Origin of the sequence: Streptomyces sp. CBMA123 (assembly GCF_014596465.1) — a bacterium.
Taxonomy (GTDB): domain Bacteria; phylum Actinomycetota; class Actinomycetes; order Streptomycetales; family Streptomycetaceae; genus Kitasatospora.
Genome location: NZ_MECK01000160.1, coordinates 1 through 12,426, shown reverse-complemented (window position 1 = coordinate 12,426; position 12,426 = coordinate 1). Strand labels below are relative to the sequence as shown.

The 12,426-nt window shown below is 73.5% G+C and carries 12 protein-coding genes, 1 tRNA gene and 2 pseudogenes; 9 read left to right on the top strand and 6 right to left on the bottom strand.

What is annotated here, in order from left to right; genetic code table 11:
- A pseudogene (locus BG452_RS19395) lies at positions 1–245 on the bottom strand (two-component sensor histidine kinase); the annotation flags it as partial.
- A gap of 143 nt (positions 246–388) precedes the next feature.
- Here BG452_RS19395 and BG452_RS19390 point away from each other — a divergent pair.
- Positions 389–1,531: a serine hydrolase domain-containing protein gene (locus BG452_RS19390; protein ID WP_188305600.1), complete on the top strand. Its 1,143-nt coding sequence runs from the start codon at positions 389–391 to the stop codon at positions 1,529–1,531.
- A gap of 289 nt (positions 1,532–1,820) precedes the next feature.
- Here BG452_RS19390 and BG452_RS19385 read toward each other — a convergent pair.
- Positions 1,821–1,904, bottom strand: a tRNA-Leu gene (locus BG452_RS19385).
- A 212-nt stretch (positions 1,905–2,116) separates the two neighbouring features.
- On the opposite strand from BG452_RS19385, the gene BG452_RS19380 reads away from it, so the two are divergent.
- The 6 genes and pseudogenes from BG452_RS19380 to BG452_RS19355 all read left to right on the top strand — a co-directional run bounded on the left by BG452_RS19380 (position 2,117) and on the right by BG452_RS19355 (position 6,748).
- Complete coding sequence (locus BG452_RS19380; protein WP_188305599.1) at positions 2,117–3,013, top strand: LysR family transcriptional regulator; 897 nt, start codon at positions 2,117–2,119, stop codon at positions 3,011–3,013.
- A 110-nt stretch (positions 3,014–3,123) separates the two neighbouring features.
- Positions 3,124–3,306 (top strand): 4-oxalocrotonate tautomerase DmpI, encoded by a 183-nt coding sequence (gene dmpI, locus BG452_RS19375; RefSeq protein WP_188305598.1) that lies wholly within the window; start codon positions 3,124–3,126, stop codon positions 3,304–3,306.
- A gap of 161 nt (positions 3,307–3,467) precedes the next feature.
- A pseudogene (locus BG452_RS19370) lies at positions 3,468–3,575 on the top strand (VOC family protein); the annotation flags it as partial.
- Between the two features lie 230 nt (positions 3,576–3,805).
- Complete coding sequence (locus tag BG452_RS19365) at positions 3,806–5,365, top strand: AMP-binding protein (protein WP_188305597.1); 1,560 nt, start codon at positions 3,806–3,808, stop codon at positions 5,363–5,365.
- A 104-nt stretch (positions 5,366–5,469) separates the two neighbouring features.
- Positions 5,470–6,156 carry a TIGR03086 family metal-binding protein gene (locus tag BG452_RS19360; protein WP_188305596.1) on the top strand — a complete coding sequence of 229 codons (687 nt, stop codon included), beginning with the start codon at positions 5,470–5,472 and terminating at the stop codon, positions 6,154–6,156.
- A gap of 241 nt (positions 6,157–6,397) precedes the next feature.
- Entirely contained in the window at positions 6,398–6,748 is a 351-nt protein-coding gene (locus BG452_RS19355; protein ID WP_188305595.1) for a DoxX family protein, read from the top strand.
- A gap of 188 nt (positions 6,749–6,936) precedes the next feature.
- On the opposite strand, the gene BG452_RS19350 is transcribed toward BG452_RS19355, so the two are convergent.
- Positions 6,937–7,593: a TetR/AcrR family transcriptional regulator gene (locus BG452_RS19350; RefSeq protein ID WP_188305594.1), complete on the bottom strand. Its 657-nt coding sequence runs from the start codon at positions 7,591–7,593 to the stop codon at positions 6,937–6,939.
- Positions 7,594–7,652: 59 nt separating this feature from the next.
- Between BG452_RS19350 and BG452_RS19345 the strand changes: the two genes are divergently transcribed.
- On the top strand, positions 7,653–9,059 hold the full coding sequence (locus tag BG452_RS19345) for an aldehyde dehydrogenase family protein (RefSeq protein WP_188305593.1): 1,407 nt from the start codon (positions 7,653–7,655) through the stop codon (positions 9,057–9,059).
- 13 nt (positions 9,060–9,072) lie between these two features.
- On the opposite strand, the gene BG452_RS19340 is transcribed toward BG452_RS19345, so the two are convergent.
- Positions 9,073–9,594, bottom strand: coding sequence for a hypothetical protein (locus BG452_RS19340; RefSeq protein WP_188305592.1), 522 nt, complete (start codon positions 9,592–9,594; stop codon positions 9,073–9,075).
- A 166-nt stretch (positions 9,595–9,760) separates the two neighbouring features.
- Between BG452_RS19340 and BG452_RS19335 the strand changes: the two genes are divergently transcribed.
- Positions 9,761–10,675 carry a sigma-70 family RNA polymerase sigma factor gene (locus BG452_RS19335; RefSeq protein WP_188305591.1) on the top strand — a complete coding sequence of 305 codons (915 nt, stop codon included), beginning with the start codon at positions 9,761–9,763 and terminating at the stop codon, positions 10,673–10,675.
- A gap of 123 nt (positions 10,676–10,798) precedes the next feature.
- Here BG452_RS19335 and BG452_RS19330 read toward each other — a convergent pair whose 3' ends face one another.
- Positions 10,799–11,332, bottom strand: a complete 534-nt coding sequence (locus BG452_RS19330; RefSeq protein ID WP_317621130.1) for a DinB family protein — start codon at positions 11,330–11,332, stop codon at positions 10,799–10,801.
- Between the two features lie 47 nt (positions 11,333–11,379).
- Positions 11,380–11,955, bottom strand: a complete 576-nt coding sequence (locus tag BG452_RS19325; protein WP_188305590.1) for a nucleosidase — start codon at positions 11,953–11,955, stop codon at positions 11,380–11,382.
- Positions 11,956–12,426 lie beyond the last annotated feature (471 nt).

The window sequence follows — 12,426 nt, the reverse complement described above, 5'->3', positions numbered from 1 at the left end:
AGCAGGCGGCGGGCGGCGGCGATCAGGGCCCGCCGCGTGGTGCGGGCCAGCCCGACCGCGCCGATCAGGACGGCCCAGAGCAGCAGCGTCAGCGCGGCCTGCACCGCGTAGGGGGCGGAGCGTCCGGCCAGGGCCGGCAGCATGGCGAACGGCAGCAGCGGAAGGCTCGCCAACGCGCCGACGTAGGCGAACAGTGCACCCGTGTACGTGGAGCCGCGCAGCAACGGCCGGATTCCCGTGATCATGCTCGCCAGTATGTCCGGGCAGGTCAGCGGCGGCCTCCCCCGATCGGGGGAGGGTTTTCTCCCGCCTTCCCGCGATGCGCGCCGGCGGTCCGGAACCCATGATCGTGTCCACTGATTCCCAAGGATTCCAACGGAGTTGACTCATGCGTGAGCAGACCTGGCAGAAGCGCTCCCGGCGGCGGACGGTGTCGGCGGTGGCGGCACTGGCCATCGGCGTCGTGACGGCGGGCGTCCTGGCGCCTTCCGCCGCCGCCGCTCCCAGGCCCGACAGCGTCCAGCGGGGCCTGAACGCCCTGGTGCAGTCCGACGGCCTGCCGGGCGCGCTGGCGAGCGTGCAGGACGGTACGGGCCGCACCCGCAGCTACACGGCCGGGGTCGGCGACCTGGCCACCGGCGCGAAGGTACCCAAGGACGGCCAGGTGCGGATCGGCAGCAACACCAAGACCTTCACGGCCGTCGTCGCCCTGCAACTGGTCGGCGAGGGGAGGATCGGCCTCGACGAGCCGGTCGAGACCTACCTGCCGGGCATCGTGCGCGGGGACGGCATCGACGGCGGCCACATCACCGTCCGCGAACTGCTCCAGCACACCAGCGGGCTCCCCGACTACGAGGGCGACATCGAGGAATCCGTCATGCAGCAGCGGTACTTCGAGCCGCGCGAGCTGCTGGACCTGGCCTTCCGGCACAAGGCCGACTTCCCCCCGGGGAAGCGGTTCGGGTACAGCAGCACCAACTACGTGCTGGTCGGCCTGATCGTCCAGAAGGTCACCGGCCGCCCGCTCGCCGAGGAGATCGACCGGCGCGTCATCCAGCGGATCGGGCTGCGCCACACCTACTTCCCCGCCGTCGGGGACCGTACGATCCGGGAGGCCCACCCCAAGGGCTACCGTCAGGAGAAGCCGGGCGGACCGCTGATCGACACCACCGAGCTGGACCCTTCGGCGGGCTGGGCAGCGGGCCAGCTGACCTCCACCGACTCCGATCTGAACCGGTTCTTCAGCGCGCTCCTGGCCGGCGACCTCCTCCCGCCGGCGCAGCTCGCCCAGATGCGCACCACCGTCCCGATCGGGGACACCGGCGCCGGGTACGGGCTGGGGATCATCAGCCGCCCGCTGTCCTGCGGCGGCGTCTACTGGGGTCACGGCGGGGACATCCCGGGCTACGAGTCCCGGGGCGGCGCGACGGACGACGGCCGCGCCGCCGACATCACGGTGACCAGCATCCCGGCGGACGGGGCCGTCACCAGGCGTCTCGAAAGCGTCGTCGACGCGGCCCTCTGCCGCTGACCGGCCCCGGGGCACCGGAGCGGCCGGTCGACCGTCGGGCCGACCGGCCGGCTCTCGGGGTCAACCGGCGTGGCACCCCGCGGTTCGTGTCGCCCGAGCACGGCACCGGGGCCGAGATCACCCCGGCCTACAGCGTCCTGCTCGCCCTCTGGAAGCCCGCCGCGTAGCGCACGACGGCCAGCCGGGCCGGAAGGCCGGCCGTCTCCGGTGGTGGCACAAACGACGAAACGGCGCCTCCCACAATGACTTCCGTCACTGCGGGAAGCACCGTTCCGTCGGTACTTCGCTGTGCGCGAGGGGGGAGTTGAACCCCCACGCCCTTTCGGGCACTGGAACCTGAATCCAGCGCGTCTGCCTATTCCGCCACCCGCGCATCTGGGTGATGGGTTAACTATAGACCACCTGGAGGGGTGCCTTCGACCAGCTCAGAGCGACGGGGGGAGGCCGCCCTCGCGGACGGCCGCCGCCAAGGAACCCCGGGCGGAGGCCGAGAAGACCTGGGACGGCTGCTACGACACCTGCGCCGAGCGGATGCCCGCCCGCCTGCGACGATGGGCCCGTCGACCGATCAAGCAGGGGGCCCGCATGGAGCTACGGCAGCTGCGCTGCTTCGTCGCCGTCGCCGAGGAGCTGCACTTCGGCCGGGCCGCCGAGAAGCTGCTGCTCGGGCAGCCCGCCGTGAGCCAGCAGGTCCGGCGGCTGGAGCGGGAGTTGAAGGTCGAGCTGTTCGACCGCTCGCCCCGGTACGTCCGGCTGACCCCGGCCGGGGAGCGCTTCCTGCCCGCCGCCCGCAACGTCCTCTCGGCCGAGGACGCCGCCCGCGCCCTCGCCGCCGATCTGGCCGCGCCCGCCGTCCTGCGGCTGGGCACCATCACCGGGCTCGCCGAGCGGCTCGACCTGATCCTGGAGACCTACCAGCAACGGGCCCCCGGGGTGCGGGTCGAACTGCACTCGGCCCCGGTGCGGGAGCGGCTCGCCCAGCTCGCGGACGGCCGCCTGGACGCCGCCTTCGTCCGGGGCGCCATCGCCGAGAACAGCCCCGGCCTGCGCTTCCTGCCCGTATGGGAGGACGAGTTGGTGCTCGCCCTGCCCGCCCGGCACCCGCTCGCCGCCCAGCCCGAGGTCGATCTCGCCGAACTCGCCGACCTGCCACTGCGGTTGACCGAGCACGGCAACCACCCGGCGCTGGTGGACCTGGTGCTGGACGCCTGCACGGCCGCCGGATTCCGGCCGGTCCTCGGCCCGGCGCACGGCACCCTGCAGAACACCCTGGCCTCGATCGGCACCGGGACCCCGATGTGGACGGTGGTGTACGCCGCCAACGCCCGGATGGTGAACGCCCGCCGAGTGGCCTTCCGCCGCTGCCGGACCCCGCTGGCCCTGCCGACCTCGCTCGCCGTACGACGCTCCGCCCCGCTCCCCCGGCTGCTCCTGGAGGCCTGCCGCATGACGCCCCCGACCTGTGACGATCAGGATTCGTGATCGCTGCCAGAGCGATTCGGGTCTGGGTGCGGGCGGCCCGATCGGGTGGACTGTTCCCAGCCGGACAACCCGGCGGGAAGATCCACCCGAATCCCGGTCAGGAGCCGAAGATGCCGATCGTCACCATCCAGCAGGGCCCGCGCAGCGTCGAGCAGAAGCGCGAGCTGGTCGAGAAGGTCACCGCGGCGTTCGTGGAGACGCTCGCGGTCCCCGCCGAGAGCGTGTTCGTGTTCGTCAACGAGTACCAGCCGGAGAGCTGGGGCGTGGCCGGCAAGCTCACCGCGGACCGATAGGACCGTCAGGGCCAAGAAGGCCAAGAAGGCCAAGAGGGCCAAGAGGACCGGCAGGACCAGTACGACCAGTGACCCGCCGGGCCCGCCGACGCACCCCGTCGGCGGGCCCCCGGGGCTGAAACCCTTCGCGCCGAGGCGTGTTGACCGGAACGGTCACGAGCGCGCGCCCGGCGGACATCGGCCAGACCGGCGACGAGTCCTGGCACGTACTCGCCGATCCGGAGGGCAACGAGTTCCGCCCGCTCAAGGCCCGCCTCAACCCGCTCTGACGGCCCGCAGGCCCGGATCCATGGCCCCCGCCGGCGAGTTGAGGCACCCAGGTTCCGCAGCGACCGCCCGCGTGACGTCCGCCTCCCCGCCAGTGCCGGGAGGCCTTCACCAACCCGGCCCTTCGTTCACAGATGATATTCTGACCGGTCATGGCCAAAACCCACCGGTAGGGGGCGGGCGGTGGAGTTAGCCTGGCGGCATGGTTGCAAACTACAAGGAAGAAGTGGCCATGAGTGACCAGGAGTTCGTCAGCGCACCAGCCCTGATCCTCCGGGCCCTCGCCTCCCACCCGGACCGACGCGCCATCACCACCGCCGACCGGGTCGAGATCACCGCCGGCGACTTCGCGGCCGCCACCTACCGCCTCGCCCACGAGCTGCTCGCCCGCGGCATCACCCGCGGCTCGACCGTCACCCTGCTCACCGGCAACACCCCCGAGGCCCTCAGCGCCCGCTACGCCGCCGGCCTGGCCGGCGCCCGGGTGGTCAACCTGTACGACGGGATGAGCGCCCCGGTCCTGGCCGAGATCGTCGCCAGCGTGGACACCACCATGCTCCTCGTGGACGCCGAACGCTACGCCGACGCCCCCGAGTTGCTGCCGCTGATCGACGTCCCCGCCGTCCTCACCCTCGGCCCCGGCGCCGACGGGACCGGCCCCGGAGCGCACACCGTCGGCGAGGACGTGATCGCCGCCTCCGCGATCCGCCCCGCCGGGGAACCCGACGTCCGGATCGGCCCCGACGACGACCTCGGCATCCGCCACACCGGCGGCACCACCGGCATCCCCAAGGGCATCCTCAGCCTCCACGGGCCCGTCCGCCGCATGTTCGACACCCCCCTCCACAGCCGCCCCGACGCCGAACCGCCCCGCTTCCTCGCCGCCACCTCGCTCGCCCACCTCGCCGGCGTGCTCGCCGACCTGACGCTCCACGCGGGCGGATCCGTCGTCCTCCAGCGCACCTTCGAGCCCGGCGAGGTCCTCGCCGCGATCGCACGCGAACGCATCACCGACCTGTGGGTGCTGCCCCCGCTGCTCTACCGGCTGCTCGACCACCCGGACCTCGGCCGCACCGACCTGTCCAGCCTGCAGCGGATCGACTACGGCGGCTGCGCCTCCTCCCCGACCCGGATCCGCGAGGCGCTCAAGGTCTTCGGCCCCGTCCTGGTCAGCCTCTACGGCATGTCGGAGGCGCAGAAGATCGCCGTCCTCACCCCCGACGAGTACGCGCGCTTCGGCGAGGACGGTCCGATCCCGGTCGGCCGGCCCTTCCCCGACGTGGAGGTGGAGGTCCGCGCCGCCGACGGCACCGTCCTGCCCGCCGGCGAGCAGGGCGAGGTGCACGTCCGCTCGGCGATGCTGATGGCCGGCTACTGGAAGCGGCCCGACCTCACCGCCCAGGTCCTGCGCGACGGCTGGCTGGACACCGGTGACATCGGGTACTTCGACGCCGACGGCTACCTCTACCTGGCCGACCGTCTCAAGGACCTCATCATCGTCGTCGGCGGCCACGTCTACCCGACCGAGGTCGAGGAGCTCCTCCTCACCCACCCCGCCATCGCCCAGTGCGCCGTCTACGGCGTGCGGGACGACCAGGAGGCCGAGCACGTCCACGCCGCCGTCGTCCCCGCCGCCGGGCAGCAGCCGACCCTGGAGGAGGTCCGCGCCTTCGTCACCGCCGCCAGGGGCCGCATCTACGCACCGGAAGCCCTCCACCTGGTCGACGCGATCCCGCTGACCTCCGTCGGCAAGCCCGACAAGAAGCGCCTCCGCGAGGCCCTCCCCCACTGAACCCGCCCGAGGCGCTTCCTCCGGGCCGCCGGACCGGAAGCGCCCCAGCGCGAGGTCCGAAACCCGCCGGTGCGGGCGGCGCCGCACCTCGCAGGATGGGCCGCATGACCAGTGCCGCCTTCGACGGGCTCCTCGACCGGTTCCTGCTCGCCAGCGGCGAGTTCGAGCGGATCCTGCGGTCCGTCCGCCCCGGGCAGTGGACCCTGCCCACGCCGTGCACCGACTGGAACGTACGGCAGTTGGTGCACCACATGGCCCGGGGCAACCTCAACTACCTCCTCCTGCTGCACGGCGGCCACCGCACCGAGTTCCTCCGCCTCCGCGAGACCGACGCGCCGGGCGACTCCCCCGCCGCCGCCTACGCCGCCTCCGTCCGGCAGCTGGCCGACGCCTACGGCCGGTCCGACGCCCTCTGCCGCATCCTGGACTACCCCCTCGGCCCGCTCACCGGCAGGCAGGCGCTCGCCGTACGGACCGCGGACAGCACCGTCCACACCTGGGACCTCGCCACCGCCCTCGGCCTGGACGACACCCTCCACCCCGCCCTCGTCGCCTGGCTCGACGAGCACCTCGCCACCATCTACGCGGGGCTGCCCGAAACCCCCGTCGACCCCGACTCCACCCACCGCTTCTTCGCCGCCCCCGACGACCGGCCCACCGAGGGCCCGCCCACCCCTGCCCCCTCCCGCCAGACGCGGCTGCTCCGCACGATGGGACGCTCACCGAAACCCCACGGAACCCCGCCCGGATCCCCACCCGCTTTCACCCCAAGGCGGGGTTTGGCTCAATGAACCACCACTCCGGTGCCGAGAAGCAAACGGGGGGTGGCGGCGCTGAGGGCTGCCACCCCTCCCCCGGCCCACCACCGCCTGGGAGCTGATCAATGCCGCCTACTTGGCCCCGGCGGGAGCCCCGGACGGCCGCTACCTCGCCATCCATTCCACCAGGTTATGGAAGCAGGTATTGGACGCGGGGCGAGCCCCCCGAAGAGGCTTGACCCGAGGGAACACCCCGCGTCCACGAAGGAATCCCATGTCCATCGCCCTGGTCATCGTGACTGTCGTCGCCATCGCCGCCAACGCCGGAATCGCCGCCGCCGACTTCGCCAAGGCCCCGTTCGTCCTGGCCAACTCCGCCGAGGTGAACGTCGAACCGGAGTGGGTCCCATGGCTGGCCGCCCTCAAGATGGCGGGGGCCGCCGGGCTGCTGATCGGCCTGGTCGCCTATCCGCCGCTGGGCGTCGCGGCCGCGACCGCACTGGTGCTCTTCTACGTCGGCGCGGTGGCCGTCCACGTCCGCACCAAGGTGCTCCACAACCTCCACTTCCCCGGCGGCCACCTCGCCCTGGCGGTCGCCACCCTGGCCCTGACCCTCACCCGCTGAGGCGCGCGCAGGCACCCGCGGGCGCCCGCAGGCACCCGCGAGAGCTTTGCGAGGAACTCCCGCACGGTGATGGCGAATTCACCGGCGACGCCGATCGGCAGCGAGCGTGAACCAGGGCATCGGGCTGCTCTTCCCACGGGGATGCGCAACCGGGACGCGCACCCGCGATTCGTTCAGCCGGGATCCGTTCAGCCGGACGGCGTCCCGCCCACCGCCCGCAGGGCGAAGGGCAGCAGGCGGTCGGCGGTCTGCCGGGCAGTGGCCTCGTCGACATCCTCGGGCAGCCGCGGGGTGAGCAGGAAGTGGGTCATCACCGGGCCGACCACCACCTCGCCGAGCAGCTCCACGCCGTCGAGCGGCGGGATCTCGCCCCGCTCGACCGCCCGCCGGACGACCTCCGCGACCCTCCCGTACACCGGCCGCAGGAAGGCCGTGACCAGCACCTCGGCCAGCGCGGTGTTGTGGGCGGCCTCGCCGATCAGGGCGCGGATCAGCCGGCCGGGCTCCCCGGTCATGCCGGCGGCCTTGTCCCGCAGGACGACCCGCAGGTCGCCCTCCAGGCCGCCGGTGTCCGGCTGCTCGTACGAGCCCTCGCCGTGCAGCGCGGCGGCGGCGATCACCAGGTCCTCCTTGGACGACCAGCGGCGGTAGAGCGTCGCCGTCGAGACCCTGGCCCGGGCCGCCACGGCGGCGGTGGTCAGCCCGCCGTAGCCGCTCTCCGCGAGGACGGCGAGGGTGGCGTCCAGCAGTGCCCGGTCCCGGCCTGCGTCGCGGGGGCGGCCCCGGCGCGGCGGGGAGGCGGCTCCGGAGGCGACGGGGCGGGGCGGGGTGGTGCTGGGGGTCATGCCGGAAGTCTATCGAAAACTAGAAACGAAATCATTTCGTTTCGTTTATGCTCGACGGCATGAGCCTCTCCGCCGAAGCCACGTCCACCGGAAGCGACGAAGCCGCCGCCACCGTCTCCCGTCTGCACACCGCCTTCGCCGCGGGCCGCACCAAGCCCCTCGCCTGGCGCAAGGCCCAACTCCGCTCCCTGCGCCGCCTGTTGGTCGAGCAAGAGGCCGTCTTCACCGCCGCCCTGCACGCCGACCTCGGCAAGAGCGCCGCCGAGGCCTACACCACCGAGATCGGCTTCACCCTCAACGAGATCGACCACACCCTGCGCCACCTCGACGGCTGGCTGCGCCCGCGCCGGATCCCCGTACCGCTCGCCCTGCAGCCCGCCCGGGCCCGCACCGTGCGCGAACCGCTGGGCACCGTGCTGATCATCAGCCCGTGGAACTACCCGCTGCAGCTCGCCCTCGCCCCGCTGGTCGGCGCGCTCGCCGCCGGCAACTGCGCGGTGCTCAAGCCCAGCGAACTCGCCCCCGCCACCTCCGCCGCCATCGCCCACTGGCTGCCCCGCACCCTGGACCGGCAGGCCGTCGCCGTCGTCGAAGGCGGTGTGCCGGAGACCACCGCCCTGCTGGAACAGCGCTTCGACCACGTCTTCTACACCGGCAACGGCACCGTCGCCCGCGTCGTCATGACCGCTGCCGCCCGCCATCTCACCCCCGTCACCCTGGAGTTGGGCGGCAAGAGCCCCGTCGTCGTCGAACCCGGCACCGACCTCGCCACGGCCGCCCGCCGGATCGCCTGGGGCAAGTTCATGAACGCCGGCCAGACCTGCGTCGCCCCCGACTACGTCCTCGCCATCGGCGACACCGCCACCGAGCTGGAACGCCAACTCACCGCCGCGATCCGCGAGATGTACGGCGCCGACCCGGCCGACAGCCCCGACTACGGCCGGATCGTCAACGAGCGCCACTTCGACCGCCTCACCGCCCTGCTCGCCGACGGCCGCCTCGTCACCGGCGGCGACCACCACCGCGCCGACCGCTACCTCGCCCCCACCGTCCTCGCCGACGTCGACCCGGACGCCCCGGTGATGCGCGAGGAGATCTTCGGCCCCGTCCTGCCGATCATCCGCGTCCCCGACCTCGACGCCGCGATCGCCTTCATCACCGCCCGCGACAAGCCCCTCGCCCTCTACGCCTTCACCGCCTCGGACGCCACCAAGCGCCGTCTCACCACCGAAACCTCCTCCGGCGCCCTCGCCTTCGGCGTCCCCAACGCCCACATCGCCGTCCCCGGCCTGCCCTTCGGCGGCGTCGGCGAGAGCGGCCTCGGCCGCTACCACGGCACCCACTCCATCGACACCTTCAGCCACACCAAGTCCATCCTCGACAAGCCCCTCCTCGCCGACCCCCTCCGCCCCGCCTACCCGCCGTTCACCCCCCTCAAGTCCCGCCTCCTGCGCCGCATCCTCTGACCCCGTAGCCCCCCTAGGGCCTGAACAGCGGCTCGTACGCGTTGCCCTCCTCCGCGTTGAGCAGCACGTACGACGGCCCGAGGCCGAAGGCGACCTCCCGCAGCCGCTCCAACGCCTCGGCCACGGTGGGCACTTCGAGCCCGATCGCGGCGGCGGCAGCGTCCCGGTCGGCGAGCAGCTCGGGCTCGTCCTCCAGGTACTGCTCGGCCGCCTCCGCGCTCTCCTCCTCGGTCAGCCGCACGAAGCCGTGCCACCACGGCACCGCCAGCAGCAGCCGGACCATCTCCTCCAGTCCGACGGCCATCAGCGCCGCGCCGCCCTCGGAGTCGGCGTAGAGCACGGGCCGCTCGTCGCCGCCCTCGCCGCAGAGGAAGAAGGTGCCGCCCGCACCGCACTTGGCGACCTCCTCCAGGGCTTCCCCGGAGGCGAGCACGACCTCCTCCACGTGCGAGTAGGCGTCGAGGGAGAAGTCCCCGGGCCAGAGCAGGTAGTCGACGATGGCGGGGGTGGCGCGCAGGCGCTCGAGGAAGGACATGGCGGCCACCCTACGAGGCCCCCACGACAATCCGGCCGCCGGGAGTTGATCTCCGCGCCGCCCCGCTGTTGGCTGGCTCCCGCTGCTGCCCTGACCCGGGGCCGACCCCGGGACCGGCCCGAGGCCGACCCGAGGGCTGCCCGGCGCGACGAAGGAAGTTGACACGGTGGACGACAGATCTGCCCGGACCGCGCTCTTCGAGGAGCACCGCCCGCACCTGCGCGCGGTCGCGTACCGGATGCTCGGCTCGATCAGCGAGGCCGACGACGCGCTCCAGGAGGCCTGGCTGCGGTACGACCGCACCGACACCGCCGAGGTGGCCAACCTCGGCGGCTGGCTGACCACGGTGGTCTCCCGGGTCTGCCTGAACCTGCTGCGCGACCGCGCCGCCCGCCGGGAGGAGCCGCTGCAGCCGACCGGCCCGGGCGGCGAGGGCGGGCCCGAGCGCGTTCCGGACCCCCTGCTGCGCCGCGAGGGGGTGATCGACCCGGAGCAGGAGGTGATGCTCGCGGACTCGGTCGGCCTGGCGCTGATGGTGGTGCTGGAGTCGCTGTCGCCCGCCGAGCGGGTCGCCTTCGTGCTGCACGACCTGTTCGCGGTGCCGTTCGAGGAGATCGCCCCGCTGATCGAGAAGACCTCGGCCGCGACCCGCCAACTGGCCAGCCGGGCCCGCCGCAAGGTACAGGCGCACCCCGTGCCGGATCCGGACCTGGGCCGCCAGCGGGTGGCCGTGGACGCCTTCTTCGCCGCCGCCCGCACCGGCGACCTGGCGGCGCTGCTCGCGGTGCTCGACCCGGACGTGGTGCTGCGCTCGGACGGCGGGGCCGGGCAGGCCCGGCACACCGTGGTGCTCACCGGCGCCGCGACGGTGGCCGGGCAGGCCGTGCTGTGGGGCACGCTGTCGCCGTTCGCCCGCCCGGCGCTGGTCAACGGCGCCGCGGGGGCGGTGGTCATCGGCGACAACGGCCGGGCGCTGTCGATCATGGCGTTCACCGTGGTGGACGGCGCGATCGCGGCGATCGAGGTGATCGCCGACCAGGAGCGGCTGGCAGCCCTCGACCTCTCGGCGTTCCGGGACTGAGGTATCCGGGACTGAGGCATCCGGGGCCGGGGCCTTACGGGACCGAGGCCTTCCGAGGCCGAGGCCCGCCGGGACCGACCTCCCCACGGGCGGGGCGCCCGCCCCGCCCGTAGGACGGCGGCCTCAGCGCCCGACGGCACCGTCCAACTGCTCGCGGATGATGTCCGCGTGCCCGGCGTGCCGCCCGGTCTCCTCGATCATGTGCACCAGCACCCAGCGCAGCGACGGCCCCTCCACGGCGTCGGGCCGCAGCGAGCGCGCCCCCGGCCGGTCCAGGTCGGGGGCGGCCGCGGCCACCGCGTTGGCCCGGGCGATCGCGTCCCGGTAGGCGGCGACCGCCGCTTCCACCGTGAGCCCGGCCGACGGGACGTCCTCGCTGTTCAGCGGCGCCTCCCCCCGTCCGCCGTACGCGTACTCGAACCAGTTGAGCTCGACCACGGTCAGGTGCCGCACCAGCCACAGCAGGCTGGTGCCGGAGGCGACGCCGGGGCGCCGGGCGTCCTCGTCGCCGAGGCCGTCCAGCTTGGCGATGACGGCCTCCCGCAGGTAGTCGAGGAAGGCCAGCAGGGTGGTCCGCTCGTCGGCGTTGAGCGTCGGCGGGCGGGAGTCGGAGAGCTTGCTCGGCGCGGCGCCCCGGGGCGCGGTGTTCTCGGTCACCGCGCCACCGTAACGAGCGGAACCGGCCGGACGCATCTGACTATCGGTCACCAGCCCTGGGTGTGCACCCAGTCCGCGAGGTGCCGGGCGCAGCCGTCGACGGACTCCCGCCAGCTGTGGGCCGCGCCGTCCCCGGCCTCGTCGCTGACGTACTTGACCAGCCGCACCGGCACCCCGGCCCGGTGGGCGACGGTGGCCACGGCGTAGCCCTCCATGTCGACCAGGTCGGCGTGCTCGGCCAGCCGCTGCTTGGCCGCCGGCTCCTCGACGAACAGGTCGCCGGTGGCCAGCACCGGGCCGTCGCCCCGGCCGACCACCAGCGGGGCGCCGTAGCTGCGGCCGGTGAGCTGCTGCAGGGCTGCGGTGTTCAGGTCGTGCTGGATCACCTGGGCGACGTGGTGCATGCCCTCCCAGCCGGGGCGCAGCGCGCCGGCCGTGCCGAGGTTGATCACCTCGGAGGGCTGCTCGCCCTGGGCGAGCACGGTGGCCAGGGCCGCCGTGGCGTTGACCTTCCCTATCCCGGTGAGCAGCACGGGCAGCCGGTCGTCGAGGTGGGCGGCCTCCTCGCGGACCGCGACGACGAGCAGCGGGCGGTCGGGCGAGATCGTTCCAAGCAGTCGCATGGGGCCCATGGTACGGAGCGCAGGGGTGCCGGGCCCGGGATCAGCGCGGCGCGGAACCGCTCGGGGCGCCGTGGGCGTCGCACGGATCGCCACCTCTCCGTCGGGCCGGGACGACCGGTACAAGCCGTACGAGAGCGTGCGGAAACCGTGCACGACATGCTCAAGATCGGCGCAAGTCAGGTGTGGCCGGAGGGAGTCACGGCCATACTGCTGCCATCGGTCGGGCCCCGGGTGTCGGGCCGGCCCCAGGGGAGGATGAGGCGGGTGGCAACACCAGTAGGCAACGGCGCACCGGGCGGCGGGGTCCCGGCACGGCCGAGCACGCCACCGGCCGGGTCGGCGGGGGCACCGTTCGGCGCTGCAGGCCGGCGTGGGGGACATCGAGATCGGCATCGCCGAGGGCACAGCGGCCTGGCTCGACGTGCACAGCAAGTTCGGCGCCGTCCGCAACGCCCTCGGCCCGGCGGACGG